Origin of the sequence: Halopseudomonas sp. (assembly GCF_047631575.1) — a bacterium.
Classification (GTDB): Bacteria; Pseudomonadota; Gammaproteobacteria; order Pseudomonadales; family Pseudomonadaceae; genus Halopseudomonas.
In genome coordinates, this window is record NZ_JBLIAB010000008.1 from 37448 (window position 1) to 59429 (window position 21982).

21 protein-coding genes and 1 pseudogene are annotated in these 21982 nt (G+C 56.0%); 11 read left to right on the forward strand and 11 right to left on the reverse strand.

What is annotated here, in order from left to right; all coding sequences use genetic code 11:
• Positions 1-144 precede the first annotated feature (144 nt).
• Positions 145-2274, forward strand: coding sequence for a DNA helicase RecQ (recQ, locus tag ACJAXR_RS13295; RefSeq protein ID WP_415058759.1), 2130 nt, complete (start codon positions 145-147; stop codon positions 2272-2274).
• Between the two features lie 12 nt (positions 2275-2286).
• Here the strand turns inward: recQ and ACJAXR_RS13300 are convergent, their stop codons facing one another.
• Complete coding sequence (locus ACJAXR_RS13300) at positions 2287-4467, reverse strand: patatin-like phospholipase family protein (protein ID WP_415058760.1); 2181 nt, start codon at positions 4465-4467, stop codon at positions 2287-2289.
• Between the two features lie 177 nt (positions 4468-4644).
• Here ACJAXR_RS13300 and ACJAXR_RS13305 point away from each other — a divergent pair, with 177 nt between their 5' ends.
• On the forward strand, positions 4645-5463 hold the full coding sequence (locus ACJAXR_RS13305; RefSeq protein ID WP_415058761.1) for a UDP-2,3-diacylglucosamine diphosphatase: 819 nt from the start codon (positions 4645-4647) through the stop codon (positions 5461-5463).
• Here ACJAXR_RS13305 and ACJAXR_RS13310 read toward each other — a convergent pair.
• The 3 genes from ACJAXR_RS13310 to ACJAXR_RS13320 all read right to left on the reverse strand — a co-directional run bounded on the left by ACJAXR_RS13310 (position 5456) and on the right by ACJAXR_RS13320 (position 8061).
• On the reverse strand, positions 5456-6835 hold the full coding sequence (locus tag ACJAXR_RS13310) for an adenylate/guanylate cyclase domain-containing protein (RefSeq protein WP_415058762.1): 1380 nt from the start codon (positions 6833-6835) through the stop codon (positions 5456-5458). The two genes, ACJAXR_RS13305 and ACJAXR_RS13310, sit on opposite strands and share 8 nt — an antisense overlap.
• A gap of 208 nt (positions 6836-7043) precedes the next feature.
• Positions 7044-7637: an HD domain-containing protein gene (locus ACJAXR_RS13315; RefSeq protein ID WP_415058763.1), complete on the reverse strand. Its 594-nt coding sequence runs from the start codon at positions 7635-7637 to the stop codon at positions 7044-7046.
• A gap of 88 nt (positions 7638-7725) precedes the next feature.
• Complete coding sequence (locus ACJAXR_RS13320; protein ID WP_415058764.1) at positions 7726-8061, reverse strand: Mpo1-like protein; 336 nt, start codon at positions 8059-8061, stop codon at positions 7726-7728.
• A 174-nt stretch (positions 8062-8235) separates the two neighbouring features.
• Between ACJAXR_RS13320 and ACJAXR_RS13325 the strand changes: the two genes are divergently transcribed.
• On the forward strand, positions 8236-9288 hold the full coding sequence (locus ACJAXR_RS13325; protein WP_415058765.1) for an AraC family transcriptional regulator: 1053 nt from the start codon (positions 8236-8238) through the stop codon (positions 9286-9288).
• The gene (locus ACJAXR_RS13330) at positions 9288-9854 is read left to right on the forward strand and encodes a nitroreductase family protein (protein ID WP_415058766.1); all 567 of its coding nucleotides are present in this window, start codon (positions 9288-9290) and stop codon (positions 9852-9854) included. Before ACJAXR_RS13325 ends, ACJAXR_RS13330 begins: the two co-directional genes overlap by 1 nt.
• Before the next feature lie 31 nt (positions 9855-9885).
• Here the strand turns inward: ACJAXR_RS13330 and ACJAXR_RS13335 are convergent, their stop codons facing one another.
• Positions 9886-10287 carry a hypothetical protein gene (locus ACJAXR_RS13335; RefSeq protein ID WP_415058767.1) on the reverse strand — a complete coding sequence of 134 codons (402 nt, stop codon included), beginning with the start codon at positions 10285-10287 and terminating at the stop codon, positions 9886-9888.
• 13 nt (positions 10288-10300) lie between these two features.
• Positions 10301-10603, reverse strand: a complete 303-nt coding sequence (locus ACJAXR_RS13340) for a YciI family protein (RefSeq protein WP_415058768.1) — start codon at positions 10601-10603, stop codon at positions 10301-10303.
• Positions 10604-10741: 138 nt separating this feature from the next.
• Here ACJAXR_RS13340 and ACJAXR_RS13345 point away from each other — a divergent pair, with 138 nt between their 5' ends.
• The 6 genes and pseudogenes from ACJAXR_RS13345 to rluB all read left to right on the forward strand — a co-directional run.
• Positions 10742-11596: a PHP domain-containing protein gene (locus ACJAXR_RS13345; RefSeq protein ID WP_415058769.1), complete on the forward strand. Its 855-nt coding sequence runs from the start codon at positions 10742-10744 to the stop codon at positions 11594-11596.
• Positions 11597-11627: 31 nt separating this feature from the next.
• Complete coding sequence (locus ACJAXR_RS13350; protein WP_415058770.1) at positions 11628-12266, forward strand: L-threonylcarbamoyladenylate synthase; 639 nt, start codon at positions 11628-11630, stop codon at positions 12264-12266.
• Between the two features lie 75 nt (positions 12267-12341).
• On the forward strand, positions 12342-13559 hold the full coding sequence (locus tag ACJAXR_RS13355; protein WP_415058771.1) for a tryptophan--tRNA ligase: 1218 nt from the start codon (positions 12342-12344) through the stop codon (positions 13557-13559).
• Positions 13560-13664: 105 nt separating this feature from the next.
• The gene (locus ACJAXR_RS13360) at positions 13665-14453 is read left to right on the forward strand and encodes a segregation and condensation protein A (RefSeq protein WP_415058817.1); all 789 of its coding nucleotides are present in this window, start codon (positions 13665-13667) and stop codon (positions 14451-14453) included.
• The gene (gene scpB / locus ACJAXR_RS13365) at positions 14428-15219 is read left to right on the forward strand and encodes an SMC-Scp complex subunit ScpB (RefSeq protein ID WP_415058772.1); all 792 of its coding nucleotides are present in this window, start codon (positions 14428-14430) and stop codon (positions 15217-15219) included. The genes ACJAXR_RS13360 and scpB overlap by 26 nt, the downstream gene beginning before the upstream one ends.
• A 77-nt stretch (positions 15220-15296) precedes the next feature.
• Positions 15297-16163: pseudogene (gene rluB / locus ACJAXR_RS13370) on the forward strand (23S rRNA pseudouridine(2605) synthase RluB); the annotation flags it as partial.
• Positions 16164-16209: 46 nt separating this feature from the next.
• Here rluB and ACJAXR_RS13375 read toward each other — a convergent pair.
• From ACJAXR_RS13375 to ACJAXR_RS13395, 5 genes are all read right to left on the reverse strand, one after another.
• A complete protein-coding gene (locus ACJAXR_RS13375) occupies positions 16210-17139 on the reverse strand; it encodes a GGDEF domain-containing protein (protein WP_415058773.1) in 930 nt (309 codons plus the stop codon).
• 186 nt (positions 17140-17325) lie between these two features.
• Positions 17326-18066, reverse strand: a complete 741-nt coding sequence (locus ACJAXR_RS13380) for a YciK family oxidoreductase (protein WP_415058774.1) — start codon at positions 18064-18066, stop codon at positions 17326-17328.
• Complete coding sequence (locus tag ACJAXR_RS13385) at positions 18059-18739, reverse strand: HAD-IA family hydrolase (protein ID WP_415058775.1); 681 nt, start codon at positions 18737-18739, stop codon at positions 18059-18061. The genes ACJAXR_RS13380 and ACJAXR_RS13385 overlap by 8 nt, the downstream gene beginning before the upstream one ends.
• A 4-nt stretch (positions 18740-18743) precedes the next feature.
• Positions 18744-19442 carry a bifunctional 2-polyprenyl-6-hydroxyphenol methylase/3-demethylubiquinol 3-O-methyltransferase UbiG gene (ubiG, locus tag ACJAXR_RS13390; RefSeq protein ID WP_415058776.1) on the reverse strand — a complete coding sequence of 233 codons (699 nt, stop codon included), beginning with the start codon at positions 19440-19442 and terminating at the stop codon, positions 18744-18746.
• A complete protein-coding gene (locus tag ACJAXR_RS13395; protein WP_415058777.1) occupies positions 19435-20796 on the reverse strand; it encodes a TRZ/ATZ family hydrolase in 1362 nt (453 codons plus the stop codon). Before ACJAXR_RS13395 ends, ubiG begins: the two co-directional genes overlap by 8 nt.
• A 105-nt stretch (positions 20797-20901) precedes the next feature.
• Here ACJAXR_RS13395 and mtnA point away from each other — a divergent pair, with 105 nt between their 5' ends.
• Positions 20902-21981, forward strand: coding sequence for an S-methyl-5-thioribose-1-phosphate isomerase (mtnA, locus tag ACJAXR_RS13400; protein WP_415058778.1), 1080 nt, complete (start codon positions 20902-20904; stop codon positions 21979-21981).
• Position 21982: the final 1 nt, after the last annotated feature.

Consider the following 21982-nt stretch of genomic DNA (forward strand, 5'->3'; position numbering starts at 1 on the left):
TTGTACGCGCGCCTCATCGCTTTTGCCAAAGACACAGAGCCCAAGCTGATGTGCGGCGCTGTCGAAGCGGGCAGGGCTGTTACAATGCGTCGCCAACCGGGCTGATGCCATGTTTAATTCGTCATCTTCAATTCAGGGAGACCCATGCGCGAGCAAGCTCTGCAGCGACTCAAGGACATTTTCGGCTACGCCGAGTTTCGCGGCCAGCAGGCCGATATAATCGACCAGGTAGCTACTGGTGGCGACGCTTTGGTATTGATGCCCACTGGCGGCGGCAAATCGCTGTGTTATCAGATCCCCGGATTGCTGCGTGACGGCCTCGCGGTGATTGTGTCGCCCTTGATCGCATTGATGGACGATCAGGTCGCTACCTTGATTGAACTGGGTCTGAAAGCGGCTGCATTGAACTCCACTTTGACCGACGATGCTCAGCGCGAGATCGCCGGACAACTGCGCCGGGGTGAGCTGGACTTTCTCTATCTGGCGCCCGAGCGGTTACTCAAGCCGCGTACCCTGCAATTTCTGCAGACGCTGGATATTGCACTCTTCGCGATTGACGAGGCGCACTGCGTGTCCCAATGGGGACATGATTTTCGACCTGAGTATCTGCAGCTGGGCCAGCTAGCGGAGCATTTTCCCCGTGTTCCGCGCATAGCGCTTACCGCAACAGCAGATGAGCGCACACAGCAAGACATCAGCCAGCGTCTTAAGCTCGAAGAGGCGCCCTGTTTTATTTCCGGTTTTGATCGCCCCAATATTTTTTATCGAATTGTTCCCAAGGACAAGCCACGCCAGCAGTTGTTGAGCATGCTGGCCCGTCACAAGGATAATGCGGGCATTGTTTATTGCCTGTCTCGGCGCAAGGTAGACGATACGGCCCAGTGGCTGAGCGCTCAGGGTTGGCCAGCGCTGCCGTATCACGCCGGATTGCCATCAGAGCTGCGTGCGACACACCAAAAGCGTTTTCTCAATGAAGAAGGCCTGATCATGGTGGCGACCATTGCTTTTGGCATGGGGATTGACAAGTCCAATGTGCGTTTTGTTGCGCATATGGATCTACCCAAGAGTATCGAAGCCTATTATCAGGAAACGGGCCGCGCGGGACGCGATGGTTTGCCCGCCGATGCCTGGATGGCCTATGGCCTGCAGGATGTATTGATGCTCAACCAGATAATGGCTAATTCCGAGGGCGACGAGCGGCACAAGCGTATTGAACGTCACAAACTCGACGCCATGCTCGGATTATGCGAGATAACCAGTTGCCGCCGGCAGATGCTACTGGACTATTTCGGTGAAACCATGCCCGAACCCTGTGGGTACTGCGACAATTGCGTCGAACCGGCTGATACCTGGGATGGTAGCGAGGCAGCACGAATGGCTTTGTCCAGCGCTTACCGCAGTGGTCAGCGCTACGGTGTGGGACACCTGGTGGATATTCTGCTGGGACGTGACAACGAGAAAATCCGCAGCGCTGGGCATCAGCATATTTCTACCTATGGCATCGGCAAGCATCTGTCCGAGCAAGAGTGGCGTTCGGTATTTCGCCAATTGATCGCCCGTGGTCTGGCTGAAATTGATCTGGATGGTTATGGCAGTCTTAGGTTGTCCGAGACTTGCCGGGCGCTGTTACGCGGCGAGGAGAGCCTGGCGCTGCGCAAGGATGCCACCCGTACTTCGGTATTGCCGTCGCGCTCTGGCGAAAAAGCGGTTATCGCGGATGCCGACAAACCCTTGTGGGAAGCACTGCGGGCATTGCGCAAGAAGCTGGCCGAGTCTCATGGTGTTCCGCCTTATGTCATTTTCCCCGATTCGACGCTGGTCGACATGTTGCGTCAGCGTCCCGCTAATTTGCAAGATATGGCGCTGGTGAGTGGTATCGGCTCGCATAAACTGGAGCGCTATGGCGCGGACTTCCTGCAGGTGCTTGTTGGTGATGCGCCTGCGGCGGCTGGCGCCGAGGAAGCGAGCCGGGATGCCCAGGCGTTAGCCATGGCTGGTATGGGTGCTGAGCAGATCAGCCGGCAATTGAGTCTGTCGGTCAAGCAGGTCTACATGCAGCTCGCGCAAGCGATCAGCATAGGCAAGCTAGCGCTCCACCAGGCAGTCGACTTGCCACCGGGCCAGCTCGAGCGCATTCAGGACGCCTTCCTTAATGACGCCGAAGAGGATCTGCCAGGCGTGCGCACCGTTGCCAAGGAGCTAGAAGAGCCGGTGGATGAGGGTGTGCTGCATTGCATCCGTGCCGCGCTGATTCATGAAATATCGGGCGCTTGATGTTCGCTGTGATCAGAACGTCTGGCCAAGCTTCATGTACACCGCACGATCGCCTTCCTGGTTTGCTCCGATACCGAAAAATAGCGGGCCGAGGAGCGTATCCAATCCCAACAAGAGGCTGCCGGCACTGATATACCCCGTGTCGAACCCGTCATCTTCTTTATTGTAAACGCGCCCGTACTCGAAACTGGCTCCCAGGTAGACCGGAAGACCCACCGGTCCGAACTGCCCAGGGTTCAGGCGGAGATAGTACAAAAGACGGGCAAGATTATAGTTTTGTCCCGCCAGACTATCCTGACGGAAGCCCGAGAACTGTCCGGGCCCGCCGAGCAGATAACTGCTTTGCGCTACACCGACTTCTCCATCAGTGCGTCCCAGAGAGCCGCCAAACTGGAAGCTGTTTGCGCCGGACGACAGAACCCTGCTGGCGCGCAGCTCGACTTGGCGGTAACGATCATCAGCCCCCAGGGCCGGCTCAGACTGGCGCCAGACAAAACGCGCTTCGTCGCCGGAGCGTGGAAAGTTGACGTTATCCAGCGTATCGCGGTCGAGCTGAAGGGTATAAAAGGCTTCTTCGAAGCCGAATGAGGGCAGCCCTGGATCGCCTAAGCGCACATCCGCTTCACCACGATAGCGCGAGATACCTAAGCGTATCTCGCCGCTGTTAGCGATTTGCCTGCCGATATTCAAACCGACTCCATAACGCGTTTGACGGTAATCGGCGATCGGATCATTATCGACGATTACCTCGACATTGCGTGCCTCGGCATCGACAAAAGGCGCCACGAAATACCGCGAGCCATAGTCCAGTGGCTGATAGAATTCGCTATAGAAGATCTGATGCTGGCCAACCTGTAGACGTGTCAGCCATTCTGCACCCAGCGGATTGACGCCGTTCACACGAAAGCTTGCGCCGATATTAAATTGGCTACCACCGTTAAAATCATCAGCCAGGCTGAGTCCGAGGCGAAGATAATCAGTGCCTGTCTCGCGACCGCTGGTACGCACCACCAGAGTATTAATCTGCTCGCCATGGCTGATTTCGTAATTGACGCGGCTGAAGTAATCGGTGCCGTAGATGGTTCCCATGTCGGTTTCCAGCCGAACCAGATTCAAGGGTTCATTGAGCTGCTGGCGGATCATGCTGCGCACGACTTCGTCTGCCACTTTGCCAGTATTCTTGATACGTATCGCATGAATTATCGGCTGTCTTTCCGGCCTACTATCGTGGGGACCCAGGCTTTCTGCGGTCTGCGGCTGTCCCGCGACATAGCGCTGAATATCGGCACGTCCGTCCAGGCTCTTAGCACCAGCCTGAATCGCAAAGGCGACTTCTTCGAAGCTGCTGAAGCCCATAGCGCTAAGCTCCGGTTGCAATAAAAGGTCCTGGGGGCCCAAGGTGTCTAGTTGCTCCTGGGTATTTGTACGTGTCAGTAGGCTCGTGGTCTGGTCCATGACATCAAGTATAGAGTTGAGCTGCTCCGCAGATTTCAGCGGTGTGCCGATATCGACGACAATCAGACGATCTACCCCCATCGCACGCGCGACATCCACGGGCACGTTTTTCACCAGCACACCGTCTACCAATAGCTGTCCATCTACGCGCACGGGTGCGAAGAAACCGGGTAGAGCAATGCTTGCGCGTATAGCCAGCGGCAGGTGGCCATGATCAAAAACCACCGCCTCTCCGGTGGCGATATTGGTCGCGACGGCCCGAAATGGTATGGGCAGACTATCGAAATCATCAATGTCATTGGTGTGAACTAGAAGGGTCTCGAGTACCAGCCCCAGATTCTGACCCTGCAGCAGTCCCAGCGGCAAGTTGGGCCTGCCGCGGTCGAAGCTCAGCCGTTGTTTGACCAAAAAGTCGCGGTCGTCCTGTTTGCGACGAAACGGAATGTCCTCGCGCAATGGGTCGTCCCCGAGTGTGGTCTGCCAGTCGAGCTCCAATGCAATCTTTTCGAGTTCGGCAGCGCTGTAACCCGCAGCATAGAGGCCACCGATCACCGCACCCATGCTGGTTCCCGCAATCGCATGGATAGGAATGTTGCGTGCCTCCAGTTCCTTCAGTACGCCGATGTGTGCCAGCCCGCGGGCGCCGCCACCTGATAGGACCAAGCCCGTACGCAGTTCCTGCGCTGAAGCGAACGGAGAAATGGCAAGTAGCACAAGCAGGCAGAGGCGTTTGAACATGGGGTTGACCTGAATCCGAGCCGGGATCTAAACAAGGTTATTGTATACGAGCCTCAGACCAAATAGGCGCAGCAATGGATTGTCATCTCCCGCGCTGTCATGCAACGGTCATTCGCGTGTCATTCGCTTGCAAGACGTTCCCGCCAGGCTGCATTGGTATGCATGGGAGACGCAATCATGAGTCAAGCCGAAACGATTTTGTCAGACTGTAAACACAGGGTGCGAACGTTGTGGATATCCGACTTACACCTGGGAACCCGCGGATGCCAGGCCGAGAAGTTGGCAGAGTTCCTCAAAAGCTACGAATGCGATCACTTGTATCTAGTCGGTGACATTATTGATGGTTGGCGACTACGCAGTGGTATTTATTGGCCACAAGCACATACCAATGTGCTGCGCCGGGTGCTAACCATGAGCAAGCGCGGTACGCGCGTGACCTATGTCACCGGAAATCATGATGAATTCCTGCGTCGATACTCCAGCCTGATTCTTGGCAATATCCATCTGGTCGATGAGGCTGAGCATCAGACACTGGACGGGCGTAAGTTGCTGGTGATTCATGGCGATCAGTTTGATGTGATCACCCGTTGCCATCGTTGGCTGGCGTTCCTGGGTGATCATGCCTATGAGTTCACGCTGGTCCTCAATCGCTGGCTAAATTTTTGGCGAAGCCGGCTCGGATTGGGTTACTGGTCTCTATCGGCCTTTCTCAAACATAGGGTTAAGAGTGCTGTTAGCTTTATCAGCGACTTCGAGCAGGCGCTGGCGCACGAATGCCACCAGCGTGGTTATCAGGGCGTGGTGTGCGGTCACATACACCACGCCGAAATCCGCAGGGTGAATGATATCGACTATCACAATTGCGGAGACTGGGTTGAGTCCTGCACGGCGTTGATTGAACATCTGGACGGCCGTATAGAACTCTATAGCTGGACTCCGGAATCTGAATCGGTGCCTGTGTTGCCAATACAGCTGACCGGAAATGGCGTTAGATAAAGATCTTGTCCTTGAGCCTGCGAGCAGCCTGCTCTAGGGACTGGATAATCTGATCTTTGTCGTAGTTGCGTATGCCGTTTGTATCTAGATACATCGAAAACCCGGGTACTTCGTGTTCCACGAATGAAGGCGCTGCTCCAAGGTCCCGGCGTAGGCCAACAATCTGATAGATCTGTACCGGACGTGAAAAGCCCTTTACAGTAACCTGACCTTTGTCTCGACACATGATCAAGTCTTTAACCAGTGAATAGGTTTCGTGGGGAATCAATATCTCGCCCGCTTCGGCTGCGCTCTCCAGGCGACTGGCGAGGTTCACCTCGCGGCCTATAATAGTGTAATCCATGCGGGTATTAGCGCCGAAATTACCCACGGTACAGTAACCGGTACTCAGCCCCATACGTATTTCCAAAGGGCGAGTTATACCTTTACTGCGCCATTGTTGACGCAGCACTTTCATATGCTTGCGCATGGCGATCGCCATTGAAACTGCTGCTTCGGCATCCTGCTTGGCACCCTGACTTACCGGATCGCCAAAGAAAATCATCACGCAATCACCAATGAACTTGTCAATGGTGCCTCCGTACTGGAGTGCTATTCGTGACATCTCGTTCAGGTAGTTGTTGAGCAAGTCAGTAAGCGCCTCAGCCTCCATCTCTTCCGCCAGCTCGGTGAAGCCGCGAATATCCGAGAAGAATACGGTGAGCTTCTTGCGCCGGGTTTCCAGTTTTACGCTCTGTTTGCCGGTGAAGATGGACTCCCACACCTGTGGCGACAGATATTTGGACAAGTTCGTAGCCAGCCGAGCGGTTTTTTCCTGCTCAGCGCTGATCACTTTTTGTGCCTGAGCCAGCGTGCGCCCCTGTCGATAAACGGAGGCGGCCATGATCAGGGTGAAAGCGCCACCGCTAAGCAGACTGCTTAACGCCACTAAAGTGGATGAGTGCAGTAAGATCTGGGGTGTGAGAATGGCACTGGAGGCCATCAGGCCCACCAGTACTAGAAGCCAGCCAATCAACATGAAAATCGGCCCGCCGATGATGATGCTTGCAAAACTGATGAGCAAGACGAATACCAGACTGGGTACGACGCTGAACGCGCAGAGTGTGATGAATAGCCCGGTATTAAGACCATCAACTCCCAAGAGGGCGAGACGGCTGTGAAATGGCCGCAAATTATCTATGGTCTGGCTCAACAGACGCACCAAGTGGGGGTAGAGCAGGGCGTATAGGATAATTGCCGCATAAATAGCATCGAAGCCCTTTTCTGCTGCAATAGCAGAAAAAGTAATTGCAACACACAGATAGGCAATGACTCTGGACTGGAATCCTTCCAGAGGTGGTTTGACCGGCTGAACACGGCTTTTGAAGATCATGGTCAGTCTTCTCTGACACGAAATGTGTCCAGCTGATCAATTTTTATTCTTGGTTTGCCGTCACATTAAGGGTTTAACGACGGCTTCCAGATCAGTCGGGGCGATTTATCGACAGATCATAGTATGCATCCTCTCTCAGGGAAACCTGAAAGAAGATCTAATGGCGAAGAGTTGAGTGCACAGCGGGTTTGCAGAACCCGCGAGCGGATCAGGCTGCGTTGGCGTCTTTACCTACTGCTTTGTAGATTGATTGCCGTGGTCGAGCAAAAACGCGGCGCAGCATGGGCTCGAAGAAGCTCAGGGGTTCTGAAGCATAATCCGGGTCAAAAGCCGTTGCGTCATACTTAGCGCAAAACTCTGCAGTTTGTTGGTAGAGAGGATGACCCTTGAATTGATCGCGCAGGTGACGATCCATGCCCAGGTGATGAAAGAAATAATAGCCTTGGAATACGCCATGTTTCTCGACCATCCACAAATTTTCTTCGGTCACAAAGGGCTTGAGGATGGCAGCAGCAATATCAGGATGATTGAATGATCCTAGGGTGTCGCCAATATCATGTAAAAGCGCGCACACCACATATTCCTCGTCACGGCCGTCACGATGGGCACGTGTAGCCGTTTGCAAAGAGTGCTGCAAACGGTCGATTGGGAATCCGCCGTAATCCCCATCAAGCAGTTGCAGGTGGGTCATGACGCGATCGGGCAGGCCAGTGGAGAAGGCTTTGAAATGACTGGATATGAGGTTCCAGTCCTCTGCAGTACCTTCCTGCATGGCTTTGAAACCTGCGCGTTGCTCGCTCATGGGATCTCTCCTGTTTTTGTGCTGTCCAACAGTATAGGGCGACGTTACTGCTACAGACTGTCGCGCTCGTTACAGTCGCATCTGTCTATCAAAAACGGATACGACCGGTAAGAGCATCTCTAAGCATTACCCAATCACCCATGAAGCTGAAAAGTGGATATTTGAACGTAGCTGGACGGTTTTTTTCAAAAAAGAAGTGACCTGCCCATGCGAAACCGTAACCGGCTATAGGCAGTGCCACAAGCAACATCCAATTCTGGGTGAACACTGTCCAGGCCAGGACGACCAGTACCAGCAGGCTGCCGATGTAGTGCAGGCGGCGACTGGTGTCGTTGACGTGTTCGCTCAGGTAAAACGGATAAAATTCAGCGAAGGACTGAAACGCTTTGTCGCTTGCGGGCTTGGCTGTTTCTGCATGGGCCATGCTGCACCTCTTATGAATAGGGTATTATTTGACTATAAAACGTCCTATGGAGATTGACCTATGACCGCGCGTGCCAAAGCTTTGCTTTTCGTTTCCCCTAGCGTCGCTTGATGACTAGCGCCGGTTATCTGCTTGCCTTTCCCTTTGGGTGCGATTGCATCTTGCGAGGTCCGCATGGCCTATCCTGAACGCACCACTTCCTCCAGTTGGGCGCTGGCCATTGTTCAGGCGTTGGAGCTTGAGGGGCTTGATTGCTCTGCACTGTTCGCTCAGATTGGCTTGGATTACGCAATACTCGGCAATCCCGATGCAAGGATCGCTCAGGATCAAATGACGCGTCTCTGGTCGCTGGCAGTGCAGGTGTCGGGTAACCCGGCGATAGGTCTCAACATGGCGCGGGTGGTCCGGCCAGCGCATTTCAATGTCGTCGGCTTTGCATTGCTTTCCAGCACCAATTTGCGCGAGGGATTGTCGCGTCTGGTTCGCTACCAGCGCATTATCGGCGAAGCCTCCGATATGTCGCTGAAGCAGAGCCCTGGCAGTTACACCCTTGAACTGCATATCCATGGGGATACGGTCCCGGCTCCCCGGCAAAGCCATGATGCCGCCCTTGCCTATCTGCTAGCCTTTCTTCGCTGGATGACCGGTTCGCCTATTGCGCCTTTGCGGGTGGGCCTTGCATATGATCAGCCCGTGGATACTGCCGCTTACGTTGCTTTGTTCCAGTGTCCGCTGGTATTTGGGACCACCCATTACAGTATGGAGTTCAGCCGCAGTGTGATGGAGTCCAGACTGGCGACAGGCAACGTGACCTTGGCGCAAATGCATGACCAGTTCGCCGGCGATTACCTCGCTCGGTTTGAACAAACGCGGGTGACCCATCAGGCGCGTCAGGTGCTGTGCCGGTTATTGCCCCAGGGTGAGCCGAAAAGGCAGGCGGTAGCGAGTGCGCTGAGTATGAGCACGCGAACACTGCAGCGTCGTTTGCAAGAGGAACAAACCAGCTTTCAACATTTGCTGGATGAAACGCGGCAAGAACTGGCGATGCAGCTTCTTCGCCAGCGGCGATTGACGTTGCTTGAGGTCGCCTATCTGCTGGGCTTTGCCGATCCAAGTAACTTCTTTCGCGCTTTCAAGCGCTGGTTCGGTATGCCGCCCGGGCTGTACCGTGAACAACACCTGGACCGCAAAACGCCTGGATTGTATAACTCGGAGGATTCTGCTTGATGGACGCGTTAACGGCATTGCATGAGCGTGTTTCGATCACCCGCCTGGTGGGGCCCGCACCCACCGGTGAACAGCGGGAAGCTCTTTTTCGCGCGGCATTGCGCGCGCCGGATCACGCCTGGTTAAGACCTTGGCGATTTCTGGTTCTCGAGGATGACGGACGCCAGCAGCTGGGTGAGCTGTTTGTGCAGGCCGCGCTGGAGGATGGATCAGTTATGGACGGGGGGGCCTTAGATCGCTTGCGCGGAAAGCCTGATCGGGCACCACTCATTATCGTGGCGATCTGTACCCACCGTGACCATCCCAAAGTACCCCTGCATGAACAGGATATGTCCTGCGCGGTGGCGGTCGGAAATATGTTAATTGCTGCCCATGCCGTAGGTCTAGGCGCGGTCTGGCGCACAGGGCCCATGGCTGCGCACCCGGTTGTTTGCCGAGGGCTGGGTCTTGCGGAAAATGAGCAAATAGCAGCGTTTTTGTATCTGGGTCAGCCACTAGGGCCAGGTAAAATCCCGCCCGAACTGCCGATAGCAGACTATTTTCAGGCCTGGCCGGTAACGGACTGACTACTGGCAGTGAAGCGGACCCGATTGTCAGTCAATTAATCCACTCATTACGCTTGCGTTTGTTACCCCGTGCCAGCGCAAAACCGAGCAGCAGGCTGATCAGGACGGTGCCGGCACCGATCATGAACCACTGCTGGCGTTGTTTCTCGAGCAATGACTGGGCTTGAACATCGTCTTCGATCTGTCGGTTCTGCAAGGCACGGTTGGCCTCACGCAGCTTTTGTAGCTCAGTATTATCAGCACTGTTAGCCAGACGTTGGGCGAGACCTTGACGCTCTGCCTCAACACGGGCCAGCTCGGCTTGCAGCGTGCCTAGATCGGTCTCTGTCGTCGCGTTATCGTCTAAGGCTGATGCAATAGGCTCCTGCGCCACTGCATAAACGGGTAGCATCAGAAAGGCGGCTAGGGCCAGGGTATGTAGGGTCTGGATCATGACGGCTCGTGCCTCAGGCGGGGAAAACGGGTTTAAAGGGTTTTATCGTCACATCGGCGTATACGCCGGCATCGACGTAAGGGTCTTTCTCAGCCCACGCCTGAGCGTCGGCAGCGGATGGGAATTCCGCGATGATCAGGCTGCCTGTGAAGCCTGCTGGACCTGGGTCGACCGTTTCGATCGCAGGATGTGGGCCGGCTACCAGCAGGCGTCCGGCGTCCTGCAGCGCCTGCAGGCGAGCGAGATGGTCGGGCCGCGCGGCCAGGCGTTTGGGCAATGAATCTGCAATATCAGTGGCCATGATGGCAAAGAACATGTTGAATCCTTGATCCGTTTGGGTTGAGGGCATGAACTGTAACTTATGCCATTGGGTTAGGTATTGTCAGCGTCTGGCCTGCATAATAATGAAATTGCGTTGCATCTGTCCTTTTCATCTCCAGCTCGGGTGGCTTTCTTGATAGTCGATCTTCACATGCACAGCACTGCCTCGGATGGCTTGCTTGATCCGTTGGAACTGATGCGCGAAGCGGCGGCGGCGAACGTCTCGATGATCGCACTGACAGACCATGATTGTCTCGATGGCTTACCCGCAGCCGAGCGCGCAGCGCGCGAGCTGGGCATGCATTGGATTAGTGGGGTGGAGCTATCGGCCCAATGGCAAGGTCATACGCTGCATGTGCTTGGCTATGGTTTTGATCCGCAATCACCTGCCCTTATGGAGTCGATCGAGGCAGTGCGCAATGGCCGCTGGCTGCGCGCCGAACAGATCGCCAAAAAGCTCGAAGGCAAACGCATGCCGGGAGCGCTCGAAGGCGCTATGGCAGTGCAGGTCGGTGCCGGTGGCGATCCGCACAGTCCTCCAGCGCGGCCACATTTTGCTGACTGGATGGTGAATGCTGGCTTTGTGCGCGACCGCGCCGAGGCGTTTCGTAAATGGCTGGGTGCAGGCAAGCTCGGCGATATCAAACAGCACTGGCCGACACTCCCCGAGGCGGTAGAGCAGATCCGCTCGGCCGGTGGCATGGCAGTGATGGCCCATCCCTGGCATTACGGCTTCACCCGGTCAAGGCTGCGTCGGGCTCTGACCGATTTTGCCGAGGGTGGTGGACGCGGAATCGAGGTTGTCAACGGGCAACAAGCGGTGGAGCAGGTGGCGTATCTGGGCAAGTTATCCGAAGAGTTTGGCTTTCTCGCCAGTTGCGGCAGTGATTTCCATCATCCAGATTCACCATGGACGGCGCTGGGCAAGATGACTGCGTTGCCTCCACAGTGCACTCCAGTATGGGACGATCCGCTGTTTTCTCGCTAAACTGTGAGAAACCACGAAGAGGGATCAGCGCGTGAGTCAGTATTTTCATATCCATCCAGAGAATCCCCAGGTGCGTCTGATTCGCCAGGCTGCCGAGATTATCCGTAACGGTGGGGTTGTTGCCTATCCAACGGATTCGGCTTACGCATTGGGTTGCCATCTGGGTGACAAGGATGCGCTAGAACGGATTCGGCGACTGCGTCAGCTCGACGACAAGCACAATTTCACCCTTATCTGCCGGGACCTTTCAGAGCTGGGCATCTACGCTAAGGTGGATAATCCAACTTTTCGTCTGCTCAAGGCTCATACCCCCGGTCCCTACACCTTTATTCTGCATGCGACCAATGAGGTCCCGCGGCGTTTATTGCACCCAAAACGGCGTACTATTGGTCTGCGCATACCTGATCACGAGATCACCCGCGCGTTGCTGGAGGCACTGGGTGAGCCGATGATGAGTGTAACTTTGATGCTGCCCGGTGATGATCTGCCGTTGACCGATCCCGACATGATTCGCGATCGTCTGGGCAAACAACTGGATCTTATTATCGATGGTGGCGCCTGTAATATCGAGCCAACAACCGTGGTCAGTCTGCTTGACGGTGAGCCGGAAGTGCAGCGTGTTGGTCTGGGTGATCCTGCCCCTTTTGGCGGTGCTCCGGATCATTCATGATTCTGCCGCTGATATGCGTATAATCGCGCAACGTAAGTTACTTCCCATCCATATTGAGCATGACAGGAGTCTTCATTGAGTTCCGTTGAGTCAGAACGTCGGGTTTTATCGGGTATGCGTCCTACTGGTCGCCTGCACTTGGGCCATTATCACGGCGTATTGAAAAACTGGGTCAAGCTGCAGCACGAGTATGAGTGCTTTTTCTTCGCTGCCGACTGGCATGCGCTGACCACCCATTACGAGACTCCGGAAAACATCCAGCAGAGCGTCTGGGATATGTTGATCGACTGGCTTGCTGCTGGGGTAAGTGGAGGCTCTTCGACGATGTTTATTCAGTCGCAGGTGCCCGAACATGCGGAGTTGCATCTACTCTTGTCGATGATGACACCTGTCAGCTGGCTCGAGCGTGTGCCGACTTATAAGGATCAGCAGGAAAAGCTCAAGGATCTGGATCTGGCTACCTATGGTTTTCTGGGTTACCCCTTGCTGCAGAGTGCCGATATTCTGATGTACCGCGCTGGCTTGGTGCCGGTGGGTGCCGATCAGGTTGCCCATGTGGAAATTACCCGTGAGGTCGCACGCCGCTTCAATCACCTCTATGGCAAGGAGCAGGGCTTTGAGGAGAAGGCCGAGTCTGCGGTGCACAAGATGGGCAAGAAGACCGCCAAACTGTATAGCAAGTTGCGCAAGGCTTACCAGGAACAGGGTGACGCCGAAGCCTTGGACACTGCCCGTGCGCTGCTCAAGGAACAACAGAACATTACCCTTAGCGACAAGGAGCGACTGTTTGGTTATCTGGAAGGCGGCGGCAAAGTTATTTTGCCTGAACCCCATGCACTGCTGACGCCGGACTCCAAGATGCCCGGGCTCGATGGACAGAAGATGTCCAAGTCCTATGGCAATACCATCACGCTGCGCGACACCAGTGATGAAGTTGATACTAAGGTTCGGCGCATGCCTACCGATCCGGCTCGAGTGCGCCGCACCGACCCGGGCGAGCCCACTAAGTGTCCAGTGTTCCAGTTGCACCAGGTGTATACCGACAATGCGACTCATGAATGGGTCAAAGAAGGATGTCGCAGTGCCGGTATTGGTTGTCTGGATTGTAAAAAACCTGTGATCGACGCGATCGTCGCCGAGCTGGGACCCATTCAGGAGCGTGCAAGCGACTTCGAGTCCAATCCCGATGCCGTGAGGATGATCCTCAGCGAGGGTACCGAGCGGGCGCGCGAGGCGGCCCGTGACACCTTGGCCGAAGTGCGTCAGGCCATGGGCCTGCAGTACCGCGAGTAAATCATGGTCAGCGGCGAGCAGGAACCGCAGCCGGCAGCCGTCATCGTGACGACGCAGCTGGCTGCAAGCTCGCCAACTCAATTGATACCTGGCCGTCAGCAGGAAATGCCCTTTGCCATGGTGCACGGCAAGGCGGTGACTGAAATACCGCAGGATCTGTATATCCCGCCCGAGGCCCTGGAAGTCTTTCTTGAAGCCTTCGAAGGCCCGCTTGATTTGCTGCTCTATCTCATTCGCCGCCAGAATATCGACATCCTGGAGATTCCGGTCGCCGAGATCACCAAGCAATACATGGGCTACGTCGAGCTAATGAAAGAGGTGCGTCTGGAGCTGGCCGCCGAGTATCTGGTGATGGCGGCGATGCTCGCTGAGATCAAGTCGCGCATGCTGTTACCTCGGCATGCGGAGGACGAAGACGAGGAGCATGACCCCCGCGCCGAGCTGATCCGCCGATTGCAGGAATATGAGCGTTTCAAGCAGGCCGCCGAAGATATCGACGGCCTCAGCAGGGTAGGTCGTGATACCCGGGTGGCGAGCGCCGAGGCACCGCCAGTGCAGAATCGTCGTGCACATCCTGAAGTAGACATGCAGGAGTTGATGCTGGCACTCTCGGACGTCCTGCGTCGGGCGGACATGTTTGAAAGTCATCAGGTTACCCGGGAAATACTCTCGACCCGTGAACGCATGGCCGAGGTATTGGATCGGCTGAAGGGGCAGCAATTCGTCCCCTTTGTCAGTCTGTTCACCGCAGGTGAGGGCAAGCTGGGTGTAGTTGTTACCTTCATGGCCGTCCTAGAGCTGGTCAAAGAGCAGTTGATCGATCTGGTTCAGGGTGATGCCTTCTCGCCCATTCATGTAAAAGTGCGAGGTGACGATGTCCCAGCCGACGATTGAACACATAGTGGAAGCGGCGCTGCTCGCTGCCGGTCGCCCGTTGACGCTCGATCGTTTGCGCGAATTGTTCGATGAGGGACGCGAGCCGAGTCTGGATGAATTACGCGCAGCCTTGACACGACTTGCCTTGCACTATGAAGGCCGAAGCATCGAGCTGCGGGAAGTGGCCAGTGGTTGGCGCCTGCAGGTGCGCGAAGCCTTCTCGCCATGGGTGGGCCGATTATGGGAAGAAAGGCCGCAGCGTTATTCCAGGGCGATGCTTGAAACCCTGGCGCTGATTGCTTATCGCCAGCCTGTTACCCGGGGCGAGATCGAGGATGTGCGGGGTGTGGCCGTCAGCAGTCATATTGTCAAAACGCTTCTCGAGCGCGAATGGGTCCGCGTCGTGGGTCACCGTGATGTACCGGGACGTCCGTCCATGTACGCCACTACTCGTCAGTTTCTCGATCATTTCAATCTGCGTAGTCTCAGCGAGTTGCCACCACTAGCGGACATACGTGATCTCGATCAGATGGAGCCCGAACTGGGGCTGCAGGATGAGGGTGCCGACACCGACCAGAACGAGGCCACACTCTGGATGCCGTTTGAAGCGCTGCAACCACTGGACCGTGAGGCGGCCGAAACTGGCTTTCACGCATTGATGGCCGAGCTGGGCTCGATGGAGTCCAATATCAAGACTGATTTCGACGATCTGCGGCCTGCGGATTCGCATCCGGATGATGATCAGGACGGCAAAGACGACGGTGGAGAAAGCACCGGGCGCTGACAATCGGCTAGTCGGCCTTGGGCGGCAGTGGTAATCTATCTTTCCTTGAATGACTACTACACCGGGAGGTGCCCAGCATGATCGATAATCCCTCTAACCCTGTGACCGGGGAAAAACTGCAAAAGGTACTCGCCCGCGTCGGCCTTGGCTCGCGCCGCGAAATCGAAGCCTGGATCGAAGCTGGGCGCATCAGCGTCAATGGCAAGATCGCCAGTCTCGGCTGCCGGGTTGATAGCCTAGATCAGATATTGGTTGATGGTCGGCCGGTCAAACGTGACATCGCCAATGAAGAAGCTCGCCGGGTAATGCTGTACAACAAGCCTGAAGGCGAAGTGTGCACACGCGATGATCCAGAAGGCCGTCCTACCGTATTTGATCGTTTGCCGCGCCTGAAGCATGGTCGGTGGATCAATATTGGACGTCTGGATATCAATACGTCCGGCCTACTGCTGTTTACTACCGACGGTGAGCTCGCCAATCGTCTGATGCACCCCTCCTATCAGATGGACCGCGAATATGCGGTGCGCGTAATGGGTGAGGTGGACGAAGAAATGATTGAACGCCTGAAGACGGGGGTCATGCTGGATGACGGCCCTGCACGCTTCACCGACGTGGTGACCGCGGGCGGCGAGGGGATTAACCGCTGGTATCACGTATGCTTGATGGAAGGCCGCAATCGTGAGGTTCGACGATTGTGGGAATCCCAGGGTATGCGCGTCAATCGCCTCAAGCGGGTACGTTTCGGACCGGTATTTCTGGGTCCTGAATTACCGGTTGGCCGCTGGCGCGAAATGAAGCAGAACGAGATAGATGCATTAAGCCAAGAGGTGGGTCTTGAGTCGATTGCGCTGCCGACGATGAGTACCAGCGAACGCGACAAAGCCAAGCGTCTGGCGCGCAAGCCTTCAATGTATCAAGCGCGGACGGTGCGCAGAACCAAGGTGCCGCACGGCAGGAAATAGGCCGTACAGCAGTAGATAGCCAGGTTGTCTATTGAATGCCTATTCTATTGCGTCCAGATCGTTTGGCGCTGTACATCAGTTTGTCACACCGCTCCAACAGCTCGCGAACGCCCTCGTCGAGCTGTCGTGTCGCAACGCCAAGACTGGCTGTGATCGGGATCGAGTCGCCGTGTTGCTGAAACTGCATCCCCTCAATTGCACTGCGAATACGCTCGGCTACCAGCCTAGCGTCGCTGGCAGGGGTGTCGCTGAGCAAAATAACGAATTCTTCGCCACCCGCGCGAAATAGTTCATCCACATCGCGCAGGCAACCTCTGACGCAATTGACTACCGCTTTCAGCGCCTCGTCGCCGCAGGCGTGGCCGTATTGGTCATTAATCTGCTTGAAATAATCGATGTCTAGCACCAGAGCCGACAGGCTGGAGCAGTGTCTGATCGACAGCTTAATCTCTCGGTCAAGCGTACGGTCCATGGCGAGGCGATTGCCCACCCCGGTAAGACTGTCACTGTGAGCGCAGAATACCGCTTCGCGATACAGCAGCGCATTGCGCAGCGGATAAAGAAGATTGCCGAGCAGGGTTTCCAAAGCCAGGAGCTGCGATTCGCTGAAGCGCTTTTTACGGCTGAATACGATTTCCCCTAGAAAGCTACCAGCATGAGTCATCCGATAGCTGCAGCGATGCAGGCCGGGTTGGCCGATGCGCTGGTGCAGGCCGTTACCATCAAGGCGGTATTCCAGGCAATCGAGGCCAAGGAAGTTGCGCAGCTCCTGAAAGAACATCTCGAGAATGCGATCGATCTCCAGTGAGGTCTGTAGCTGCTGGGTCAACCTGTCCTTTACGGCATCCAGGCTTAACTCGCTCGTTTGGACAGGTTGAGTCCCGGCTAGCGAGGTGCCTTGACTCAACTTAAGGCGAGCTGAGTCGAAATCGATTGTATTTCCCTGGGTAAGAGTCATCTGCAGTCCTGCACGCGGGGATGGGGTTAAGCGTGTCGGTGCAGAGAGCGTGCCACAAACTAGAAAGCTCTATGAAACAACAAGCTAATCCAATCTTTGGCGATTGGATTAGCCGGTGCGGCAGAAATTTGCCGCATCATTTACGGGAGTGGGCGGTTCGATGCCACTTCGATGCCAAAATACTGGCTACTGTGCATCCAGCTCCTGACCATTGATTTGGCGGCTGTCGGGCCCGAGCAGGTATAGAAACGCTGGCATGATCTCGTTGGGCTCGGGGTTTTTCTCTGGTGGCTCGCCCGGATAGGCTGCTGCACGCATCGCAGTGCGTGTCGCTCCCGGATTGAGGCTGTTGGCACGTATGGCGCTGGTACCGTCCTGCTCATCAGCGAATACCTGCATCAGGCCCTCGATCGCGAATTTGCTGACAGCATAGGGCCCCCAGTAGGCTTTACCCTTGCGGCCTACACTGGAGGATACGAAAATCACTGAGGCGTCTGGCGCCTGCCGTAGTAATGGCATCATTGCCTTGGTCAGCAGAAACGGGGCGTTCACGTTGACCTGCATCAATTGCAGCCAGGATTCGGCGCTTACGCTGTCGAGAGGGGTGCGAGGGCCCAGGAGCGCTGCGTTGTGCACTAGTCCATCAATCTTGCCGAAGGTGTCAAATAACTGATCGGCCAGATCCTGATAATCTTTCTCCAGGGCCGTTTCCAGATGCAGCGGACACATGGCGGGACGCGGGTAGCCAGCAGCTTCGATTTCGTCGTAGACCGATTCGAGCTTCGAAGGTGTCTTGCCGATCAGTACGACAATGGCCCCATGGGCGGCGCAACTGAGAGCACAGGCCCGGCCTATCCCGGTACCGGCGCCGGTAACCAGAATGACACGGTCAGTGAGCAGGTTCTTTGGGGCATGATAATCAAACATCGGATGTCTCCTGGGTGCGCCGCGCGTCCAGCCAGGGGCGCAATTCGGCGGGTGATTGGATGCTGTGAGTGGCCTGCCAGTGCGCGGGGTTCTGATCCGGTGGTATGTATCCGTATAACGCCGCGACTGTGGCCATGCCGGCGGCGCGTCCTGCTTGAATATCGCGCAGATGGTCTCCAACAAAGACTGAATGCCTGGGGTCAGTACCCATGTCTCGACAGGCTTTGAGTAACGACTCGGGATGCGGCTTGGCTTTTACAACATGGTCGGGGCAGACCAGACTGCTGCAGCGAGCACCCAAGCCAGTAGCATCCATTAATGGGGTGCTGAATCGGCTCAGTTTGTTGGTGACCACACCCCAGGGAATATTCTCTGACTCCAACCAGTGGAGCAAGTCTGCCATGCCTGGATAGAGGCGGGCGTGCACACCCAAATCACGCTCATAACGCCGGAGGAAATCATTGCGCAGGCCGTCCAGCCTGGGATCTACAGTCTCTAGCGAGAAAGCGGCGGCGAGCATGCCCGCTGCGCCGTCTGACACCTGGTTGCGAATCAGTAGGTCGTTCGCTGGTGCAAGACCACTTTCGCTGCGCATGGCGCGTATTATGGCCAGAAAGTCATCTGCGGTATCAAGCAACGTGCCGTCCAGATCGAATAAAACACTGGTCAGCATGTGGTCACAAACTCCGCTGGGTGTGAACCATGTAGTTTACATCGACGTTCGGCTCGAGTTTGTAGACTCGTGTCAGTGGATTATAAGTCAGACCGATGATGTCCTGCAGATCCAGATCGGCCTCGCGCGACCAGCCGCTGAGTTCGGCGGGTTTGATGAACTTAGCGAATTCATGGGTGCCGCGTGGCAGCAACTTGAGGATGTATTCGGCACCCACGATAGCGAACACGAACGACTTGGGATTGCGGTTGATGGTCGAGAAAAAGACATGGCCGCCGGGTTTTACCAGAGAGGCGCAGGCGCGGATGACGGAGCTTGGGTCCGGCACGTGCTCGAGCATCTCCAGGCAGGTCACTATATCGAAGCGTCCCGGGTGTTGTTCGGCTAATTGTTCGGCTGTTGTCTGTTGGTAGTCGACGTCCACGCCTGATTCCAGTTGATGTAGCCGAGCCACTGCCAGGGGCGCTTCGCCCATGTCTATGCCGGTCACCGTAGCGCCGCGTAACGCCATGGCTTCAGCGAGGATGCCGCCGCCGCAGCCCACATCCAGCACTTCCTTGCCAGCCAGGCCGACTTTTTGCTCGATCCAGTTGGTCCGTAATGGATTGATTTGGTGCAATGGTTTGAACTCGCTGTTACGGTCCCACCAGCGACTGGCCAAGGCTTCGAACTTTGCGATTTCGGCGCGATCGACATTAAGCATTTTCTTCATCCCCTTGTTGAATCTGTTGTGACCAGTGGGTGACTGCTTCGAGCAGCCCATCCTGATCGGGCAGGGTCAGTCGTCCGACGCTCACCTTCTCGCGTCCGGCAACCCAGACATGGGAAACCTGACTGGCATTGCAGGTATAAAGCAGTTGCGATACCGGATGATAGACCGGTTGATGGACCAAGCCAGACAGATCAATTGCGGCGATATCCGCCGACTTGCCCACTTCAAGTGATCCGGTTTCCTCACTAATGCCCAGAGCTAGAGCGCCGCCCATGGTGGCCACATGCAAAGCTTGGTGGGCACTCAGTGCGGTCGAGGAGCCGGTGCTGCTCTTGGCCAAAAGCGATGCGGTGCGCATTTCCCCGAACATATCCAAATCGTTGTTGCTGGCTGCCCCATCGGTGCCCAGTGCGACATTAATTCCGCTTTCGATCAGGCGTTGCACAGGACATATACCGCTGGCCAATTTCATATTCGACTCGGGACAATGGATGACTGATACCCCGTGATCGCCAAGCAACCTCAGATCCTCGTCATTGATCTGCGTCATGTGCACTGCTTGCAGTCTCGGGCTCAGCAAGCCTAGCGAATGCAATCGCTGCAGTGGGCGCTGTCCACTCTGCGCCAATGCGTCTGACACTTCTCCTGCCGTCTCATGCACGTGCATGTGAACCGGCATGTCCAGTTCATCGGCTAGCATGCGGACGTTGGATAGCGTTGTATCGCCTACTGTGTAAGGTGAATGCGGCCCAAAAGCGACGCTTATCAGTGCATTGTGCTTAACCTCATCACGCAGTCGCAGGCCCTTGGTTATGGCCTCTGTACTGTCCCATGCACCGGGAATCGGATTGTCGATCACCGGGAAAGCTAGTTGGGCCCTGATGCCAGCCTCTATGGCCACCTCGGCCGCCACATCCGGGTAAAAATACATGTCGGCGAAGCAGGTGGTGCCGCCGCGAAGCATCTCTGCGATTGCCAGGCGCGTACCCAGCCTGACAAAGTCCTCGTTCACCCAGCGCGCCTCTGCTGGCCAGATATGCTCCTGCAACCAGCTCATAAGCGGCAAGTCATCGGCAAGGCCGCGGAACAGACTCATGGCCGCGTGGCCGTGTGCGTTGATCAGGCCAGGAATAAGCACGTGACCTGGCAGTTCGCGCCTTTCGGTGGCGTGGATGGAATTGGCTTGGGTACGGGTAATGATGCCTACTATCCGGCCTTCGTGGACCGCCAAGGCGTGTTCTTCGAGGACCGTGCCAGTCGGAACGACAGGTACAATCCAGCTGGGCAGGATGAGCAAGTCAATCCGTTCAGGTAAGGGCGTTATGAGCAGTTCATTTTGTATCATGGTCGGCAGTATAGCGTTTGCCTGAAGCGCCGTGCAGCGGCTTTTCGTTTCGATGTTCGTCAGCGGGGCAGGACGGCGGTTATAATGGTGTTTTGGGAGTCATTCATGCAGCAAGCTGTAAAACCTGTAATCGCTGGCAGTTTCAGTGCGCTGGCTTGGCAGGACAATACTTTGCGGTTACTTGATCAGCGTCTGTTGCCTGCCCGCGAAGTCTATGTCGAGTGCACGGATGCCGCTCAGGTGGCTACCGCGATAGTCGATATGCAGGTCCGGGGCGCTCCGGCAATTGGCATCGCTGGAGCCTATGGCATCGCGCTACAAGCGCGAGTCATTGCCACCAGCATGGACTGGGCTGCATCTCTGGCCGAGTCATTCGAGTTGCTCGAAGCGGCTCGCCCCACCGCGATCAACTTGTCGTGGGCGCTCAAGATGATGCGCGATCGCCTGGCGCGTCTTCCGTCCGATGCTGATGTACCTGCTCGGCTGCTGGAGGCGGCTCGCTCAATTCATCAAAGTGATCACGAAGCTAACCTGGCTATGGGCAGGCTGGGCATGCAGTTGATTCGCAATCACCACAAGACCCCGCAGAATTTGCTTACCCATTGCAATACCGGGGCGTTGGCAACAGGTGGCTACGGCACTGCTCTGGGTGTTGTTCGCGCCGCTCACGAGGCAGGGCTAGTGGATACGCTATTTATCGACGAGACTCGTCCCTGGCTACAGGGCTCGCGGCTCACAGCCTGGGAAATGGAGCGCGCAGGCATTAATGCGTGTGTTCACGTCGACGCGGCAGCCGGTCACTTGATGAAAACCCGGGAGATTACCTGGGTGATTGTCGGTGCTGATCGGATCGCGGCCAACGGCGATGTTATTAATAAAATTGGCACCTATGCGTTGTCGATCTTGGCCATGCATCATGGTTTGCGTTTTATGGTGGTCGCGCCCAGCTCGAGTATCGATATGGCGCTGGAAAGTGGCGATGACGTGGAGGTCGAGGAGCGTTGCGCAGCGGAGTTGTTTACTCTGGGTAATCAGTCGATTGATGCTGGGATTCCCGCATTCAATCCGGTATTCGATGTTACCCCCGCCGATCTAATCGACGTAATTGTCACGGAGAAGGGAATCGTCGAACGGCCAGATACGAAAAAGCTCGCCGATCTGATGAGCCACAGGCACCTCCATTAAC

What these genes read in the sequence shown, in the direction of transcription:
- ACJAXR_RS13300 (WP_415058760.1), bottom strand. Translation starts at nt 4,467, where the DNA reads ATGTTCAAACGCCTCTGCCTGCTTGTGCTACTTGCCATTTCTCCGTTC.
- ACJAXR_RS13340 (WP_415058768.1), bottom strand. Translation starts at nt 10,603, where the DNA reads ATGTTCTTTGCCATCATGGCCACTGATATTGCAGATTCATTGCCCAAA.
- ACJAXR_RS13315 (WP_415058763.1), bottom strand. Translation starts at nt 7,637, where the DNA reads ATGAGCGAGCAACGCGCAGGTTTCAAAGCCATGCAGGAAGGTACTGCA.
- ACJAXR_RS13385 (WP_415058775.1), bottom strand. Translation starts at nt 18,739, where the DNA reads ATGCTGACCAGTGTTTTATTCGATCTGGACGGCACGTTGCTTGATACC.
- ACJAXR_RS13305 (WP_415058761.1), top strand. Translation starts at nt 4,645, where the DNA reads ATGAGTCAAGCCGAAACGATTTTGTCAGACTGTAAACACAGGGTGCGA.
- ACJAXR_RS13325 (WP_415058765.1), top strand. Translation starts at nt 8,236, where the DNA reads ATGGCCTATCCTGAACGCACCACTTCCTCCAGTTGGGCGCTGGCCATT.
- ACJAXR_RS13360 (WP_415058817.1), top strand. Translation starts at nt 13,665, where the DNA reads ATGCCCTTTGCCATGGTGCACGGCAAGGCGGTGACTGAAATACCGCAG.
- ACJAXR_RS13380 (WP_415058774.1), bottom strand. Translation starts at nt 18,066, where the DNA reads ATGTTTGATTATCATGCCCCAAAGAACCTGCTCACTGACCGTGTCATT.
- ubiG (WP_415058776.1), bottom strand. Translation starts at nt 19,442, where the DNA reads ATGCTTAATGTCGATCGCGCCGAAATCGCAAAGTTCGAAGCCTTGGCC.
- ACJAXR_RS13375 (WP_415058773.1), bottom strand. Translation starts at nt 17,139, where the DNA reads ATGACTCTTACCCAGGGAAATACAATCGATTTCGACTCAGCTCGCCTT.
- mtnA (WP_415058778.1), top strand. Translation starts at nt 20,902, where the DNA reads ATGCAGCAAGCTGTAAAACCTGTAATCGCTGGCAGTTTCAGTGCGCTG.
- ACJAXR_RS13335 (WP_415058767.1), bottom strand. Translation starts at nt 10,287, where the DNA reads ATGATCCAGACCCTACATACCCTGGCCCTAGCCGCCTTTCTGATGCTA.
- ACJAXR_RS13395 (WP_415058777.1), bottom strand. Translation starts at nt 20,796, where the DNA reads ATGATACAAAATGAACTGCTCATAACGCCCTTACCTGAACGGATTGAC.
- ACJAXR_RS13320 (WP_415058764.1), bottom strand. Translation starts at nt 8,061, where the DNA reads ATGGCCCATGCAGAAACAGCCAAGCCCGCAAGCGACAAAGCGTTTCAG.
- ACJAXR_RS13310 (WP_415058762.1), bottom strand. Translation starts at nt 6,835, where the DNA reads ATGATCTTCAAAAGCCGTGTTCAGCCGGTCAAACCACCTCTGGAAGGA.
- ACJAXR_RS13330 (WP_415058766.1), top strand. Translation starts at nt 9,288, where the DNA reads ATGGACGCGTTAACGGCATTGCATGAGCGTGTTTCGATCACCCGCCTG.
- recQ (WP_415058759.1), top strand. Translation starts at nt 145, where the DNA reads ATGCGCGAGCAAGCTCTGCAGCGACTCAAGGACATTTTCGGCTACGCC.